Raw genomic sequence first — 17647 nt, 5'->3', positions numbered from 1 at the left:
AGATGGAGGTGCTTTAGATGGAAAAAAGATTAACAGAGCTTTCAAAAACATCTGGATGAGCAGCAAAAATAGGGCCGGAGACCCTTTCAAAGATATTAGATAAATTACCTAAAATGGAAGATAAAAACCTAATAGTTGGAATAGAAACTTCTGATGATGCGGCAGTTTATAAATTAACAGAGGATATTGCAGTAATTCAAACTTTAGACTTTTTTACTCCAGTGGTAGATGATCCATATACCTATGGAGCTATTGCAGCTGCAAATTCTCTTAGTGATGTGTATGCTATGGGTGGAAAGCCAACAGTAGCACTTAATATTGTTTGTTTTCCAAACTGCTTAAATATCGAAGTACTAGGAGAAATACTTAAGGGAGGAGCAGACAAGGTAATAGAAGCCGGAGCTGTGGTTATAGGCGGACATACAGTGGAAGATGATGAACCAAAGTATGGTTTATCTGTAATGGGGATGGTTCATCCACAAAAAGTGTTAAAAAACTATGGTTCAGTTGTTGGTGATGTGCTTATATTAACGAAGCCCATTGGAACAGGAATTATTACCACGGCAATAAAGGCAGAAATGGCATCAAAGGATGTATATAATGAAGCAGTTAAGGTGATGAGTACCTTAAATAAGTATTCAGGAGAAATAATAGCTGAGCATAATGTTACTGCATGTACAGATATTACAGGTTTCGGAATTATGGGACATGGCTTTGAAATGGCATCTGCTTCAGAGGTTACCTTTAAATTATATAAGGATAAGCTACCGTTAATTAATGGAGTGAAGGAATATGCCCAGATGGGATTAATTCCAGCAGGGTGTTACAATAATAAAAAATATCTTCAGGGTAAATATGAACTTAAAAATATAGAACCTTGGTTAGAAGATGTATTATTTGATCCTCAAACCTCAGGAGGACTGCTAATTTCAATACCATCTAGTGAAGGTAAAATACTGATGGAAAAACTATCAAAGCTAGAAATTCCAAGTCAGATTATTGGAGAAGTAATTCCAAAAGGAGAAAAATATATTATAGTTGAATAATAGGAGATATGTATGAATAACGAGTTGTTAAGAAAATTACCTAAAATAGATGAACTACTAAAAGAAAAAGAAGTCCAAAATGCTATAGACTATAATCCAAGGGTTTTAGTTGTCGAGGCTTTAAGGGAGTCTATAGATATGTTTAGAAAAGAAATTTTAAGTGATAAAATACAAAGTTTAGAAAAAAATCAGGTTTTAAATTATGCTCTTAACCTATTAAGTAAAAAAAATAGAGCTAACTTAAGAAAAGTTATAAATGCAACGGGCACTGTAATTCATACAAATTTAGGACGTTCCTTGCTTGGGGAAAAGGCTATAGAAAATGTAGTAACTGTGGCAGGCAGTTATAATAACTTAGAGTATGATATAGATAGCGGAAAAAGAGGCTCTAGATACTCTCATATAGAGGACTTGATTAAGAAGATTACAGGTGCTGAAGCTGCTATGGTAGTTAATAATAATGCAGCTGCAATAATGTTAGTATTGGACACCTTGTCAAAAGATAAAGAGGCAATTGTATCAAGAGGACAGCTTGTTGAAATTGGAGGGTCTTTTAGAGTGCCAGAGGTTATGAAGTTTAGTGGAGCTAAGCTTGTAGAGGTTGGTACTACTAATAGAACCCATGTATATGATTATGAAAATAATATAACGGACAGTACAGGGGTACTAATGAAAATTCACACTTCAAACTTTAAAATCTATGGATTTACTGAGGAAGTATCACTAGAAGAGCTTGTATCCTTAGGAAATAAAAAAAATATTCCCGTAGTTGAAGATATAGGAAGTGGAGTTTTAATAGATTTTTCTAAATATGGTTTTACCTATGAGCCTACAGTTCAAGAAAGTATAAAAAAAGGCGTGGATGTAGTTACCTTTAGTGGAGATAAAATGTTAGGAGGTCCTCAAGCCGGAATTATTGCTGGTAAAAAAAAGTACATAGATCTAATGAAAAAGAATCAACTTACAAGAGCACTAAGAATAGATAAAATGACTTTGGCAGCACTAGAAGGAACTTTTAGATATTATCTTGATGAAGCTGAGGCTATAAAGAATATACCTTCATTGAATATGATTTTGTGTTCAAAGGAAGATGTAAAGAAAAAGTGCGTAAAGTTGAAAAAAAAGTTGCAGAATAAGATTCATTGGTTAGAGTTAACAATTGATAGTGACTACTCTATGGTAGGTGGAGGTTCAATGCCTACTGAAAAGATACCAACCTATGTAATTAAAGTTAAAAGTGACAAGTTGTCTCCGCAAGAAATGGAGAAGGAACTGAGAATGGGCGAAGTTTCTATAATCTGCAGAATTTTCAACAATGAACTTATCTTGGATGGAAGAACCTTGTTTGAGAAGGATTTTGATACTATTGTTCAATGTTTCTCGAACATAAAGTTGGTATAAATTTTAGGCTTCTCATAAATAGCCATGGGATTACTATGGCTTGCAAACTATAATTGAAGGGGTGTAAGCACTATATGAAGCATATAATTATAGGAACAGCTGGACATATAGATCATGGAAAAACTACATTAATTAAAGCTTTAACAGGCCGAGAAACAGATACTTTGAAAGAAGAGCAAGATAGAGGAATATCTATTAATTTAGGGTTTACTTATTTCGATCTTCCATCGGGGAGAAGAGCAGGAATTATTGATGTTCCTGGTCATGAAAAGTTCGTTAAAAATATGCTTGCTGGTATTAGTAGCATAGATGTAGTTTTGTTGGTTATAGCAGCAGATGAAGGAATTATGCCTCAAACAAGAGAGCACTTTGAAATTTTACAATTATTAAATATTAAAAAGGGTATAGTTGTTTTAACTAAGGCAGATTTGGTAGATAGTGATTGGATAGAAATGATTACAGAAGATATTAAAGAAGAGTTTAAAGGAACTTTTCTCCAAAATGCTCCTATACATGCGGTATCTTCAAAAAATAAACAAGGTTTCGAAGAACTCATAAAAGATATTGATAAAATTACCGAAGAAATAGAACCTAAGGATACAGAGGGGCATTTTAGGCTTCCGGTGGATAGAGCTTTTAGTATAAGTGGATTTGGTACAGTAGTTACAGGTACTATTATAAGTGGAAGAGTAAATGTGGGAGATAATGTAGAAGTATATCCATCAAAAACACTTTCTAAAGTTAGAGGAATAAGAATTCATGGAGTGGCCTCAGAATTTGGGGAAGCAGGTCAAAGATGTGCAATAAATTTAGCTAACACAAAGCTATCAGAAGTGCAAAGAGGAGATGTATTAGCTAGAGAAGGAATAATGGAACCTTCCTATACTGTTGATTGCAACCTATACTATTTAAAGACCATGGAAAAGCCTCTAGAAAATAGACAAAGAGTAAGACTTTATCACGGAACAGAAGAGATTTTATGTAGGGTAGTAATATTGGATAGAGAAGAAATCAAACCAGGTGAAAATGCCTATGTTCAATTAAGATTGGAAAAACCTATTACTGCTCAAAGAAATGATAGATATGTAATAAGAAATTATTCTCCAATGTTTACTATCGCTGGTGGAACAGTTATAGAGCCAGTGGCTAAAAAGGCCAGAAGGTTTGATTCAGAGCATTTGGAAGAATTAAAAATTAAAGAAAGTGGGAAAAGTGAAAATATATTAGAAAACACTGTAAAAAATTTAAGCCATCAGTATCCTGATAAGGAGCAGATTCTAAAAAACTTGGGAAAAAATATGGAGGATATTGAAGAAAATCTTCAACTATTAGTTGAAGATAGGAAAATAGTACAAGTGCAAGTACTAGATAACTCTATATTTATTCATAATAAATATTTAAAAGATAGAACTGCTGAATTAGAAGTACTACTAGAGGAATTCCATAAGAAAAATCCTTTGAAATTTGGAATGTCGAAAGAAGAGATTAAAACAAAAATTTTTGGAAAGAATATTAAACAAAAGATATATGATGAAATATTAAATATTTTAGTTCAACGAAAAAAGATAAATCTTAGCGAGAAGTTTATAGCTAATTATGAATTTAAGATTAAGTTTACTAAAGAGCAGGAGAAAATGAAGGAAGAGATAATCAAGGAGTTTAAAAACTTAAAATTTTCTCCGCCTAAATATACAGATATGGTTGCTAAACAAAAGGATAAAGCTGGCTTCAAAATGGTTTATGATTCATTGATAGATCAAAGTATAATAATAAGACTTAATGAGGAATGTACTTTGCTTAATGAAGATTATAATAGTTGTAAAGAATTGATTAAAAAGTATATTATGGAAAATGGTAGCATAGCAGCGGGCTCTGCTAGAGAACTTTTAAATACAAATAGAAAGTATGCTGTAGCTATATTAGAGCATTTAGATAGTATTAAGTTCACTAAACGTATAGACAACGACAGAGTGTTGTTTTAAATTGTAGTTTTTAACTTTAGGGTAGGATGCGGTAGAAGTTTCTATTCTTCTGCCATAATCCTATTATGAGCTTAATAGTGGGAACATAAATTATAAAATATAGATTATAATTTAGGAAAAAGGTACAATTAAGAAAAAACTAAGAAATTAGTAAGACATTTAGCTAAAGACTTTATATAATATAAATTCAGCACAATTTTAAGTAGAAAAAAAGTACAATTTATATATGAAGAATTTTATTATAGCTAAAAGTTAATATAAAAACAATTCTACAATCTATAAAATATGAGTCAAATATAGTCAAAATTTGTATAAAGAAATAGTATTAAAAAAAATAATACTTGATTTTTTATCTATTATGTACTAAAATACATATTGTGCTTAAAACCTATGGGAGTAGATAGGTGCTGGTGTGCCTGCCAGTCTTCAAAACTGTGTTGCCGTGCTAAGACCACGACGGGTGAGTTCGATTCTCACATACTCCCGCCAAATATAAGCATATGAAATGGGTTTGACTGTGCTAATATGGATTAGTGTCAAGCCCATTTGTTTTGAAGTTTTATAAATATGTTAATTATGTATATAAATAATCATACTTTAAAGGTTATTTTATAAACAATATGTTAATAGTAAAAGTTTTTGTTGAAGTTTTATTAATATTTATTTATTATTAGAAGATATGAATAATGAAAAGGAGGGGGTTTATTATAATTGCCTTTATACTACTCATAGTTATTTCCCCTTATACCGCAATTTTACCTATGATTTATGCAACGTATATAACTTTACTTAAAGGAATAAATTCACATAAGAATTATTGGAATATGGGATTATTTTCTTTATTCATATGGTCAATGATAGTAGGTATTATTAATCGTAATATGATGTCATTTTTGGCATCCTTCGCATTTCTAGTATATTTTTGCTTTAGTGTTTTTTTGAACAACTATTGTACAAGTGAAAGCATAGTAGAAAAAATATATAGAACATTAGTGCATATCTCAATATTTTCATCATTATTGGGTCTTTTTGAGAAAATTTTATATTTAGGGTGGGGCTTTAGTCTGTGGAGATGGATTTTGGAGCTAACTTCACAGCCCGTATTTGAAAATAGAATTTATAGCACTTTTGGAAATCCAAATGTAGCGGGAAATTGGTTTGGAATAATGATTATTCTGTCAGTGTACTTTACTGATATTAGTGTAAAAAGAAAGAAAACACTTTATTCAATAGTAACAATTTTGTTTGTTATTTCAGTGTTTCTTACAGGCTCGCGTGGTGCTTATATAGGTATATTATGTGGGTTAAGTGTATTTTGGTTCTTAAAGAAAAATAAAAAAGATATACTAACTGTTTCTTTAATTTGTTTGTTTGCAGCCACATTAATTATTATACCAACAAATCTTTTGGACTTTAATGATACTATGGAAAAGCAAACAAATAATCAAGTTACTAGTGGGGAAAATCTAGATAGTGGTGAAGAAGACCATGAGGTTGATGCATCTGTAAATAGTCGTCTAGGTATATGGCTAGGCGCCATAAGAATGATAGAAGATAAACCAGTTACTGGGTGGGGAATGATGACTTTTTTAAATCCTCATTACGGATATATAGATGATTATTATTATACAACCTTATATCATGCACATAATATTTGGCTTACCTTTACTGCAACTATTGGAGGCGTAGGATTATTTATTTACTTATATATGAAGTTTAATTTGTATAAAAGTATAAAGCTTCTTTACCATAAGAACTGTAGAATGGCTCCCATGTTAGCTGGGATTCAGGTGTTAATAATAGGACATGGTCTTGTGGATTTTACAATAATGGCACCCCAAACAGGAATAATGTTTATTGGATGCTCAGCTATAATAAGCACTTTATCTATGCAATACAGCAAATCTTCAATAGAAACACCAGTACTTGTTAAAAAGTATAGATCCTTATCTAATGAATTAATTAAAAATCAAAATATAAAATAGGAGGTAACTGTGTAATGCAGTACCTCCTATTTAATTATACAAGCTACTGTGAAGAGAAATAATTCTTAGTTCCAAAAGGTTATAGGGAAACAACTTAAATACTTAAGTATTTGCACCAAAATGTTTCTCTCAAAATACATAGGAAAATTAAATAATCAAAGAGACTTTCTGTTATTTTGTCTTTAAATATATTTTAGTACATAAGCAGATTAAACATTTATGCTGATATTATACAGAAAAATAGAGAATTGTCTATAAGTGCCCCAACAGAGATTAAAATACATTTTCTTGGGTATTATTTTATCTGAGGTGAAATATTAGTGGACAGACCGTTTGTATATTTGTTTTGTGGATTATTTATGGGGATAGCAAGTTGTATACTCTATGTTTATCATAATATAATAACTTCTGTGATTTCAAGCCTACTATTTTTTTGTATACTCATTAAAACCTTAGATAAAAGAGTTACTTATGTTATTTTATGCTATTTTGCACTGGGAGTAATTTCTTTTAACTTATATTTTAACTTTAGCGCACCTGATAAAACTATTCAGGCTAGAATTGTGGAGGATAAGGGCTATTATTTTATAGGAGATTTTAATGGAAGAAAGATAAAAGTTCTAAATACGAAAGATAAATTTCAGCTAGGAAGAAGATATGTTCTGTACGGCGACTTTGAAGAAATAGCTGATTATAGACGAGGAATTATAGGTGATTTTAAAGTAAAGGGCTTTGAAGAAATGGATGTAGACTTTATTAGCAATACCTATAAATTGAAAAGGGAGTTATTTAAAAAATACAGTGAAAAATTAGGTAAGTATAATACCTCTGTACTTATGGGAGTTTGTTATGGAGATAGCAGTTACTTATCCTATGATGAAATGGAAGCTTTTAATGTACTGGGGATTTCTCACGTAATTAGTGTGTCGGGATTACATACTTCGTTGATTTACGGAGCAATAAGTGTAATTTTAGGTTATAAGCTATCAATTGTAATATTGTTTTTATATGTGGTTTTTACTGGGGCAAAGTCTGCTACTATGAGAGCTTTTATTATGATTGTAACGCTAGTGCTCTCAAAAAAGTTAAAAAGGAATTATGATAGCATTTCTGCCCTTTCCTTTGCAGCCTTCCTCTTATTGCTGATTAAACCCTATTATATATTAGATGCAGGATACTCCTTAAGTTTTCTAGGGATGTTAGGTTTATATCTATTATATAAACCTATGAGAAGAAAGTTTTATAAATTGACAAGGGTTTTAAATGAGTCTATAAGTTTAACTTTAGCTGCGACTTTTTTTACTATGCCCTATATAATATTTATCTTTAAGACCTTTAGTTTAGGTGGATTAATAGCAAATTTAATAATTATTCCTTTTTATACTTTTGTTGTTATAATTGGAAACATGGCTTTGGTTATACATAAAGTTCAACCCCTATTCAATATTTGCACTAATATGTTAGTATCTATTTTTAGTATAATAAACACTAGCCAAAAGTTCCTCATAGATATATTACCTGTTCCTTTAAAACTGACCTATATGGAAGGGTTAGCTGTAATCATGCTATATCCTACCTATATGCTTGTAAAGAGGGGGCATAGAGCCTTGCTATATATGCCTATAGCTTTATGTGTATTAATAGGAATTAATCAGTATAAGTTTACTCCAGAGGTTAGCTACATTAATGGTGGGACCTTTAATATTATAAGTGTTCATTATAAAAATAAGAGAATCTTGCTTTCATCTCAAAGAGTTAAGTTAAGCAAAGTTTATGAGCCTATAACAGTTCATGAGATTTATGATGACTTTGAAAAAGAAGTTGAAATTCAACTGGATGATAAATATAAGATAAAGGGTATAAAAGAAAATAAAGATATAGTGTTAAAGGTATTTAATAAAAATCATTATATTAGTTTTATGGTTTATAATAAAGAAGACAAAATTAAAGAAGATTTAGTTAAGGAAAGTAAGGCCATAGAAGTGATGATGAGGGAAGAAACTTCACAGCTTCAAAAAGAGGAAAAACAGGGAGATAAGAAACCTTTCTATAGTGAATATAACCTGCCTTATGATATAATAAGGGTTGTCAAAGATAAAGAATTAAATCCTAAGGGTCGATATTTCAAAAGTTTTAAAATAATTAATGGAAAAGCTTTTGAGACCTATATACATTAAAAATAATTAAAGAAAAAGTTTAGGATTTTTTTACTAGGGGGAGGGTGTTGAATTTGATTCAGCTATCAGATTTTGAGAAGAATTTAAAAGGCAATAAGATAGACAATTGTTATATTTTTTGTGGAACAGACGAAAATCTTATAAGGGAATCCATAGATAATATAGTAAGTAAGTTAATAGACCCTTCTTTTAAGGATTTAAATTATGTAAGATATGATGGAGCTAAGGTAAACAATGATTTGCTTTTAAACTCTTGTGAAACCTTACCTTTTATGTCAGACAAGAAGATTGTGGAAGTATACAGAGCTAAGTTTTTAGAGGATGGGAATGTAAAGGGTTCAGGGGATGGAAAAGCCATGGACTTTAATGAATTATCTAAATATATCACAACACTACCGTCTTATACTGTGCTTGTCATGTATTATATATTTGAAAGTGAGAGAGACAAGGTAAGTGGGAGAGTAAAAAAGTTAGAGGGAAAAGCTACCGTAGTAAAAGTAGATAAGCTAAAAGGTGCATCTCTTCAAAATAAGGTAAAGGAAATATTTCAAAGTAGGGGTAAGAAAATTGACAAAGCAGAATTGAGCTTTTTTTGCAGCATAATAGATAACAATATGAATATTGTAAGCAATGAAATAGATAAGCTTATTTGTTATACAGAAGGAAGAGATATAGCTAGAGAAGATATTATTACCCTAATGCCTCCTAAAAGTGAAAATGACATATTTAATCTAGTAGATTACTTATCTCAAAGAAATATAAAAAAATCAATAGACATTCTAAATGAATTAATTTATAAGGGTGACAAACCTTCAATAATTTTATATATGATTGAGAGACAATTTAAGTTGCTATTAGCTTTAAGAGTTGGAAATGAAGGTGGAAAGGGATATGAAGTCCTAGCTAAAAACTTAAAACTTCATCCTTTTATTGCGGAAAAAATGGTTAAACAGAGCCAAAAGTTCACTCTGGAAGCTTTAAGAAAGAATTTAAAGCTTTGTGTAGAAGTGGAAAGTCTAATTAAATCTACTTCAATAGATGATAAAACAGCTTTAGAAATGCTTATAATAAATAGTATGATAAACAAATAAAACAAATTATTAATGATTAGTCCTTAGCTTAAAATGCCATGGGCCAATTTACTTATCAATAATTTCTTCAAATAGAATAATTATATATGGAAAAATAAATAAAAAGAATAAAAGAACAAAATAAATAACCGGTGAAATTTCACCGGTTTATTTATTAAGCTGATAAGCTGTTTAATTTAGTTGCTAATCTAGATTTTTTTCTAGCTGCTTTATTTTTATGTATTATTCCTTTTGATGCAGCCATATCTAAAGCTTTAACTACAACTTTAAAGCTTTCTTTAGCAAGTTCAAGGTCTTGGCTTGCTATAGCAGCTTCATACTTCTTTATCTTTGTTTTTAAAGCAGATTTTAACATTGTATTTCTCATAGTTTTAGCTTGAGTAACTTTAATTCTTTTCTTAGCTGATTTAATGTTTGCCATTATCAATTCACCCCCTTGTATTTTTATCACGTCACAGCAGCTTTGGGGAAGTCTGCGTATGAGTTCTACATAACAAAAGCTATTATAACATTATTTCTTAACCACTTCAAGTAGATTTTTACATATAAATTAAACCTAATTTATTAAAAACTGTAGCTGTGAGCAGTGATGAAGGCTTTATTAATAAGTATTTGACTAAAAGCTATAGAATTATACCTCTAAAAATATATTACCAATTTATATTTTATAACTCCTAAAAATACTAAGATATATAACTAAATATACAACTTTAATAACATTTTGGAAGCTTCAAGTCTGCAATCTTCATTAAGGGTCAGCTGACCAACCTTGAAGTTTCTAGGCCTAGGTAAACTGCTTTAGTGTAACAAACACAGTTTATTCACAAAAATATCTTTGTTTAGTTTAAATCATCCTCCAAAGCAGCTTCAAATAATGAACTTGTTCATTAATTAATAGTTAAATTTATGAATATAGGATACTTTTTAATTATCAATGACTTTTGCTATGGATAAGCAAAGAATAGTAATAGAGTAATTTGGTAAACATAAATACAAAATTACGAACTTTTGAATGAGGTGAAAGAATGAGTGATAAATTTGTTAGCGTAAGAACAGATTTAGCATTAGAAGCTAGGGAGTATTATACAGAGAAAAATAATACTGATGTGCCAGGAATAAAAGTCAATGAATTTTCAGAGGGAAAAGTAAGAATCTCAAGGGTAGAAGTGGTAAATGACGAAGGGGAAAGAATTATTGGTAAACCAAAAGGAACCTATGTAACTTTAGAATTCCCAGAGTTTGTGCATTATGATGGAGAAAGTATTGATGAAGTAAGCAGATCCGTTGCAAAGGAGTTATCTCCATTAGTTAAACTTCAAGATAGCATGACAGCTTTAGTGGTTGGTCTTGGAAACTGGAACATTACTCCAGATGCAGTTGGACCAAAGGTTGTATCAAAAATAATGGTTACAAGACATTTGAAGGAGTACGTGCCAGATAGTATAGATGAAGGTGTAAGACCAGTATGTGCTATAGCACCAGGAGTTTTAGGAATTACAGGCATGGAAACAGGAGAGATCATAAGAGGCATAGTTGAGAAAATTAAACCTAATTTAGTAATTTGTATAGATGCCCTAGCTTCAAGAAAAACTCAAAGAGTTAACAGAACTATTCAAATTGGTAACACTGGAATTTCACCAGGAGCAGGGATTGGAAATAAAAGAATGGAATTAAGTGAAAAAACCTTGGGTATACCAGTGCTTGCCATAGGGATTCCTACAGTAGTTGATGCAGGCACTTTAGCTAATGATACTATTGATTTAGTTATAGATGAACTTTCACAGCAAGCAACCACAGGAGGACCATTCTATAAAATGCTAAGGGAGCTAGATAGAAATGAAAAACAAAGGCTAATTCAAGAAGTCCTCGATCCTGATTTAGGCAGCTTAGTGGTGACCCCAAAGGATATTGATAAAGTAATAGAATCTGTATCTAGGATTATAGCAAATGGAATAAACATAGCTCTACAACCTGCATTAACACTAGATGATATAAATAAATATTTAAACTAATACAATGTTATTTGGTAATAACCTTACTAAAATAAAGAAGATTGTATAGATAAAATTTAAAGCATATAATGGTTATAAAATTGCTTAGGAAGAAATTGCAATAGAAGTTTGTAATTCCTTCCTAAGTTTTTTTGTAATAAATTTCAAAGCCATCTCATATATATGGAATAGATTTAGAGAAGTAATTTCATTACTCATGTACAAACAGGAGGTGTAAAATGAAATACCAAAGTAAAAAAAATATAAAGTTAACCAGAGTCAGGACTAAATTAGCAACAATTTTATTTGTTGGGGTGCTTTCCTTGTCAATGCTTATACCTAAAGAAACTAAGGCTTATGATGGAGATACAGACCAAGGACAGGCCACTTTATTGGGTAAGGTTATAGATAATGCAGTATCTGTATTTAAATCTGTAGGCAGGAATGATGACACTAGTCTTTCAGGTATGTTTTCTTTTAATCCTTTAAGTGTAGTAAAAAATGAAGTTAGCTATTTAGATAATAAAAATTTTAAAGAAGAATTTGTAAAAGAGGAAGTAATAGAAAAGTCTAAGGTTGTAGAGCAAATAGTAATAAATCCCTTCAATCTAAGTGAAGGGGAAATAACTAAGCAAGAACCAAAGGTTGAAACAGTTGGTAATCCTGCAGATAATTCTAAGAAAAAAATACTTATATATCATTCTCATACCAGTGAAGCCTACTCCACAGCAGAAACGAGAACCACTGATCCAAATAGAAATATAGTATCTGTAGGGGAAGCCTTAACAAAGGAACTAGAAAAACAAGGCTTTACTGTAATCCACGATAAAACAATTCATGACATCGATTATAATAAGTCTTATTATAAATCAAGAGAAACAGTTAGTAAGTACTATAGCAAATATGGGGAGTTTGATTTTGTAATAGATATGCATAGAGATGCAGGTCCAGATAAAAAGCATGTAACAGCAAATGTAGAGGGTCAAAACATTGCAAGACTTATGTTTGTAACCACAACAAAAAATCCAAAATACAAGTCACATATAAATAATATTAAGTCTATCTTTGAAATTTCCAAAGATGTTTGTCCAGGTCTTTTTAGAGAGAGAAACTTATACGAAAATCCAACAGGAGTAAAATATTATAATCAAGATTTGAGCAATAATGCAGTTTTGATAGAGGTAGGAGCTACCACAAACACCTTACAGGAAGCAATAAATAGTATGAAATATTTTAGTAGAGTACTTAGCGAACATTTAAATAAGACTTCGAAGAATTAGAAAAAACCTTTATATGGTTTTAAAATCATGGTTTGTATAAAAACATATAAAAGAGTACATCCTTTTAAAAAGGAGGTGCTCTTTTTATTATGGAATATAAATTGGATGATAATAGTGATAAAAGCAATAAAAATAAATTTAAATATAAGGTACTTATAATTTTATCTATAATATTTTTAGTTTATGGAATAACCTTAGTAAATGTAAATTTAGCAGAGGTTATAAGAGAAAAGTCAAGTTTTTTAGTAAGCTTTAATAATAATCCCCCAGAGGTTGTAGTTGATTTAGGAGAAAACCACGTAATTTTTAGCACTAAAGTTTTTAAGGAATTTAAAGATGGCATAGCAGTAATTTATGATGCTATAAAAGACACTGTTGTGTCATTAAAAAGGTAAGAATTTTAAAATTATAAGTTCTTTGTGCTTAAATATTGACAAAAATCCTTAAATCTATGATATAATTTACAATGGTTTACTCTAAGAATATAACCGAAGCATGTAATCAATAGGAATTCAAAGAATATGGATACTAATTGATTAACTATAGAATAGATAATACATTTACGGGGGTAATTTTCATGCAAAGTGATAGACAAAAATACATAAGAAACTTTTCCATTGTTGCACATATAGACCACGGTAAGTCTACTCTTGCAGATAGGTTACTTGAAAAAACTGGTACCCTAACAGAAAGAGAAATGGAAGCCCAAATACTAGACAATATGGAACTGGAAAAAGAAAGAGGAATAACAATAAAAGCTCAAGCAGCTAGACTGGTATACAAAAGAAATAATGGAGAGGAATACATATTAAATCTTATAGATACTCCAGGTCATGTAGACTTCAATTATGAGGTTTCTAGAAGCTTAGCAGCTTGTGAAGGAGCAATTCTTGTAGTTGATGCAACGCAAGGAATACAAGCACAAACCTTGGCAAATTGCTATTTAGCCCTTGATCATGATTTAGAAATTGCACCAGTAATTAATAAAGTTGATTTACCTAGTGCAAGACCTGAGGAAGTAAAAAAAGAAATAGAAGATGTTATTGGCATTGAGGCAGAAGATGCACCACTTATTTCGGCAAAAACAGGTTTAAACATAGGAGATGTCCTTGAATCTGTAGTTAAGAAGATACCAGCACCAACTGGTGACGAAGAAGCACCCCTTAAAGCCTTAATATTTGACTCATATTATGATAGTTATAAAGGCGTAGTTACTTATATAAGAGTTTTTGATGGTGTTGTTAGACCAGGCACTAAAATTAAGCTTATGGCTTCAAATAAAGTATATGATGTAACAGAGGTTGGAGTATTCACACCTTCACCACTTCCAATTGGAGAACTTAGGGCAGGAGATGTTGGATACCTAAGCGCATCAATTAAGAATGTAAAAGATGCAAGAGCTGGAGATACAATCACAGAAGCAAATAGACCAGCAGAGCAAGCACTAGAAGGATATAGACCAGCAATTCCTATGGTGTTTAGTGGTATCTATCCTGTAGATGGAGCAAAATATGAAGCTTTAAAAGAAGCTTTGGAAAAGCTTCAATTAAATGATGCAGCCTTAGCTTTTGAACCAGAAACTTCAATAGCCTTAGGATTTGGTTTTAGATGTGGATTCTTAGGATTACTTCATATGGAAATCATTCAAGAGAGAATTGAAAGAGAATTTAATTTAGATATTATTACTACAGCTCCTTCAGTTATTTACAAAGTAATGAAAACTGACGGTGAGTTATTAGAAATAACAAATCCAACAAACCTTCCAGAACCAACAGAAATCACTCATATGGAAGAGCCTTTGGTAAAAGCATCTATCATAGCACCATCAGAATATGTAGGAGCAGTAATGGAGCTATGCCAAGAGAAGAGAGGAATATTTATTGATATGCAATATCTTGAAGAAACAAGAGTTGTTATCAACTATGATATGCCACTAAACGAGATAGTGTATGATTTCTTCGATGCATTAAAATCAAGAACTCGTGGATATGCATCCTTTGATTATGATCTAAAGGGTTACAAAGAAACAAAACTTGTTAAACTTGATATTCTTTTAAATGGAGATGTAGTTGATGCGTTATCAATGATAGTTCCTTCAGAAAGAGCATATCATAGAGGAAGAGTTATGGTTGAAAAACTTAAGGAAATAATCCCAAGACAAATGTTTGAAATTCCAATTCAAGCAGCTGTAGGTTCAAAAATCATTGCAAGAGAAACAGTTAAAGCAATGAGAAAAGACGTTCTTGCAAAATGTTACGGTGGAGATATTTCAAGAAAGAAGAAACTTCTTGAGAAACAAAAAGAAGGTAAGAAGAGAATGAGACAAGTGGGAAGTGTAGAAGTTCCACAAGAAGCCTTCATGGCAGTATTAAAAGTAGATTAATAAAATATGATGGATGGAGAAGAGAAACAATGCAAGATGCAGGATTATATATTCATATTCCATTTTGTAAGATGAAATGTTACTATTGTGATTTTCCTTCCTTTAGTGGAAAAGAAGATAATATGACTTCCTATGCTAAAGCTCTCTCTAAAGAAATCCGTATAAAGTGTAAAGAAAAGAATATAAAAACTATATTTATAGGTGGGGGAACTCCCACCTATTTATCTTTACATGGGTGGAGGATTATAAAAGAGGCTATAGATGAAATTAAGAAGGAGCACATAGAATTTACTATAGAAGGAAATCCTAAAACCTTTACAGAAGAAAAATTGAAACTTTTTAAGGATATGGGGGTAAATAGAATATCTGTAGGACTTCAGGCTTGGCAAGAAGAGCATTTAAAGTCCTTAGGAAGAATACATACCTTAGAGGATTTTAGAAATACTTTTAATTTGTTAAGAAGGTATGGGTTTAAAAATATAAATGTAGATATAATGTTTGGAATTCCTAGCCAAACCTTAACACAATGGAAAGAAACACTAGAACAGGTTATAAGTTTAAATCCAGAACATATATCTGCTTATAGCTTAATAATCGAAGAAGGTACCCATTTTTATAATCTTTACCAAAAGAATCAGTTGAAACTTCCAGAGGAAGACACGGAAAGACAAATGTATGAGGATACGGTAAATATTTTAAAAGAAAATGGCTATACTCAATATGAAATTTCAAACTTTGCAAAAGAAGGCAAGGAGTGCAGACACAATTTAATTTATTGGAGTTTAGATAACTATATAGGTTGTGGTAGTGCAGCTCATTCTTATTTAAATGGAATTAGGTATAGAAATGAAGAAAATATAGAAAAATATACTTGTAAAATTGAAGATGAAAATAATGCCATCATTGAGGAGCATTTAAACTCAAAAAAAGAAAACATGGAAGAATTTATGTTTTTAGGATTAAGAAAAACCCAGGGTATAAGCACTTTAGAATTTAAAGAAAGATTTGATGTAGAAATAGAAAGTGTTTATGGAAGTATTATTGAGAAATATGTAAAACTAGGATTGTTAAATAGTAAAAATCAAAGAATATATCTTACTCATAGGGGCATTGAAGTATCCAATATTGTAATGTCAGATTTTTTGTTGTAAAAAAATATTAAAAACTATTGACAATTAATTTCCTTAGTAATATATTAAAAATATAGTAGTTAGCACTCACAAGTGATGAGTGCTAATAATGAGGTGATAGTATGGAGATGGATGAAAGAAAGATCAAAATACTTCAGGCTATAATAAATGATTATATCAATTATGGTGAGCCTGTGGGATCCAGAACCATTGCTAAAAAATACGACTTAGGCATAAGTTCGGCTACTATCAGGAATGAAATGGCAGACCTAGAAGAGATGGGGTTTATTGAACAATTACACACATCTTCTGGAAGAAAGCCCTCAGATAAGGGATATAGACTTTATGTGGATAGGTTGATGAAAATATCAAATCTTACCTTTGAGGAAGAAGAAGCCATTAAGAACTACTTAGTAGACATTGCTTTTTATGAAGTTGATAAGATAGTCAGAGTTGCAACAAATATCCTTTCAGAATTAACTAAACTAACATCTATAGTGAAGTCACCTTCTGTTAGAAAAAGTTCCATTAAGCTTATACAGCTCATGAGCTTGGAGAAAGGCAACATACTATCTACAATAATTACAGATAGCGGTATTATAAAGCACAACTTGATCAAAATAAGCAATACAATTGATACTAATAAGCTTTTAACTCTTAATAATATTCTTAATAGGTCTTTAGCAGGGATCACAATACAGCAAATATCACTTGATTTTTTATTCAATCTTAAACAACAATTAAGTGGATATGAAGAGATTTTTGATGCTATTATTCCAGTATTGTATGAAAGTCTTGTGAATAATGAATATGACCAGGTTTATACCCAAGGTTCAACTAATATATTCAATTATCCAGAGTACAACAATATTGATAAAGCTAAAGAGTTTTTAGGATTAGTTAATAACGAGGAAAGTCTTAAAAACTTACTAGATCAAGGTAATATACAAGGTAAGTTGTCTGTAAAGATTGGTGAGGAAAACTTTATAGAATGTGCTAAAGAGTGTAGTATTATAACAGCTACCTATAGCTACAATGGAAACACATTAGGAACTATAGGGGTTATTGGACCTACTAGAATCCACTATGCTAAAGTAATATCCGTTCTTGATAGTGTAGTAAATGTTATAAATAATAATATATCAAAAATATATGACAATTCACCATAACCTATTATATTA

Annotated in this window: 13 protein-coding genes and 1 tRNA gene; 13 read left to right on the top strand and 1 reads right to left on the bottom strand. The window is 30.9% G+C overall.

What is annotated here, in order from left to right:
- Positions 1–17: 17 nt before the first annotated feature.
- The 7 genes from selD to holA all read left to right on the top strand — a co-directional run bounded on the left by selD (position 18) and on the right by holA (position 9682).
- Positions 18–1046, top strand: a complete 1029-nt coding sequence (selD, locus tag C661_RS0106170) for a selenide, water dikinase SelD (RefSeq protein WP_083861630.1) — start codon at positions 18–20, stop codon at positions 1044–1046.
- Positions 1047–1058: 12 nt separating this feature from the next.
- Positions 1059–2447, top strand: a complete 1389-nt coding sequence (selA, locus tag C661_RS0106165; RefSeq protein ID WP_017414442.1) for an L-seryl-tRNA(Sec) selenium transferase — start codon at positions 1059–1061, stop codon at positions 2445–2447.
- Positions 2448–2521: 74 nt separating this feature from the next.
- On the top strand, positions 2522–4429 hold the full coding sequence (gene selB / locus C661_RS0106160; RefSeq protein WP_017414441.1) for a selenocysteine-specific translation elongation factor: 1908 nt from the start codon (positions 2522–2524) through the stop codon (positions 4427–4429).
- A gap of 392 nt (positions 4430–4821) precedes the next feature.
- Positions 4822–4918 (top strand) — tRNA-Sec (locus C661_RS23590).
- A gap of 590 nt (positions 4919–5508) precedes the next feature.
- Entirely contained in the window at positions 5509–6414 is a 906-nt protein-coding gene (locus C661_RS0106155; protein ID WP_017414440.1) for an O-antigen ligase family protein, read from the top strand.
- Positions 6415–6773: 359 nt separating this feature from the next.
- Entirely contained in the window at positions 6774–8591 is a 1818-nt protein-coding gene (locus C661_RS0106150) for a ComEC/Rec2 family competence protein (RefSeq protein WP_017414439.1), read from the top strand.
- 44 nt (positions 8592–8635) lie between these two features.
- Entirely contained in the window at positions 8636–9682 is a 1047-nt protein-coding gene (holA, locus tag C661_RS0106145; RefSeq protein WP_242825981.1) for a DNA polymerase III subunit delta, read from the top strand.
- Between the two features lie 154 nt (positions 9683–9836).
- Here holA and rpsT read toward each other — a convergent pair whose 3' ends face one another.
- Entirely contained in the window at positions 9837–10103 is a 267-nt protein-coding gene (rpsT, locus tag C661_RS0106140) for a 30S ribosomal protein S20 (protein WP_017414437.1), read from the bottom strand.
- Between the two features lie 604 nt (positions 10104–10707).
- Between rpsT and gpr the strand changes: the two genes are divergently transcribed.
- From gpr to hrcA, 6 genes are all read left to right on the top strand, one after another.
- Positions 10708–11694 carry a GPR endopeptidase gene (gene gpr / locus C661_RS0106135; protein ID WP_017414436.1) on the top strand — a complete coding sequence of 329 codons (987 nt, stop codon included), beginning with the start codon at positions 10708–10710 and terminating at the stop codon, positions 11692–11694.
- A 218-nt stretch (positions 11695–11912) separates the two neighbouring features.
- Positions 11913–12953 carry a stage II sporulation protein P gene (locus C661_RS22680; protein WP_017414435.1) on the top strand — a complete coding sequence of 347 codons (1041 nt, stop codon included), beginning with the start codon at positions 11913–11915 and terminating at the stop codon, positions 12951–12953.
- Between the two features lie 89 nt (positions 12954–13042).
- Positions 13043–13348 (top strand): hypothetical protein, encoded by a 306-nt coding sequence (locus C661_RS0106125; protein ID WP_017414434.1) that lies wholly within the window; start codon positions 13043–13045, stop codon positions 13346–13348.
- A 182-nt stretch (positions 13349–13530) separates the two neighbouring features.
- On the top strand, positions 13531–15336 hold the full coding sequence (gene lepA / locus C661_RS0106120) for a translation elongation factor 4 (RefSeq protein WP_017414433.1): 1806 nt from the start codon (positions 13531–13533) through the stop codon (positions 15334–15336).
- A 29-nt stretch (positions 15337–15365) separates the two neighbouring features.
- The gene (gene hemW, locus C661_RS0106115; protein ID WP_017414432.1) at positions 15366–16487 is read left to right on the top strand and encodes a radical SAM family heme chaperone HemW; all 1122 of its coding nucleotides are present in this window, start codon (positions 15366–15368) and stop codon (positions 16485–16487) included.
- Between the two features lie 101 nt (positions 16488–16588).
- Entirely contained in the window at positions 16589–17635 is a 1047-nt protein-coding gene (gene hrcA / locus C661_RS0106110; protein WP_017414431.1) for a heat-inducible transcriptional repressor HrcA, read from the top strand.
- Positions 17636–17647 lie beyond the last annotated feature (12 nt).

The sequence above is a fragment of the Clostridium tunisiense TJ genome, from assembly GCF_000300195.1.
Lineage (GTDB): Bacteria > Bacillota > Clostridia > Clostridiales > Clostridiaceae > Clostridium_J > Clostridium_J tunisiense.
The sequence above is the reverse complement of the archived record's forward strand: the minus strand, read 5'-3'. Positions and strand labels throughout refer to the sequence as shown.

What these genes read in the sequence shown, in the direction of transcription:
- selA (WP_017414442.1), top strand. Translation starts at nt 1,059, where the DNA reads ATGAATAACGAGTTGTTAAGAAAATTACCTAAAATAGATGAACTACTA.
- selB (WP_017414441.1), top strand. Translation starts at nt 2,522, where the DNA reads ATGAAGCATATAATTATAGGAACAGCTGGACATATAGATCATGGAAAA.
- C661_RS0106150 (WP_017414439.1), top strand. Translation starts at nt 6,774, where the DNA reads ATGGGGATAGCAAGTTGTATACTCTATGTTTATCATAATATAATAACT.
- rpsT (WP_017414437.1), bottom strand. Translation starts at nt 10,103, where the DNA reads ATGGCAAACATTAAATCAGCTAAGAAAAGAATTAAAGTTACTCAAGCT.
- gpr (WP_017414436.1), top strand. Translation starts at nt 10,708, where the DNA reads ATGAGTGATAAATTTGTTAGCGTAAGAACAGATTTAGCATTAGAAGCT.
- C661_RS22680 (WP_017414435.1), top strand. Translation starts at nt 11,913, where the DNA reads ATGAAATACCAAAGTAAAAAAAATATAAAGTTAACCAGAGTCAGGACT.
- C661_RS0106125 (WP_017414434.1), top strand. Translation starts at nt 13,043, where the DNA reads ATGGAATATAAATTGGATGATAATAGTGATAAAAGCAATAAAAATAAA.
- lepA (WP_017414433.1), top strand. Translation starts at nt 13,531, where the DNA reads ATGCAAAGTGATAGACAAAAATACATAAGAAACTTTTCCATTGTTGCA.
- hemW (WP_017414432.1), top strand. Translation starts at nt 15,366, where the DNA reads ATGCAAGATGCAGGATTATATATTCATATTCCATTTTGTAAGATGAAA.
- hrcA (WP_017414431.1), top strand. Translation starts at nt 16,589, where the DNA reads ATGGAGATGGATGAAAGAAAGATCAAAATACTTCAGGCTATAATAAAT.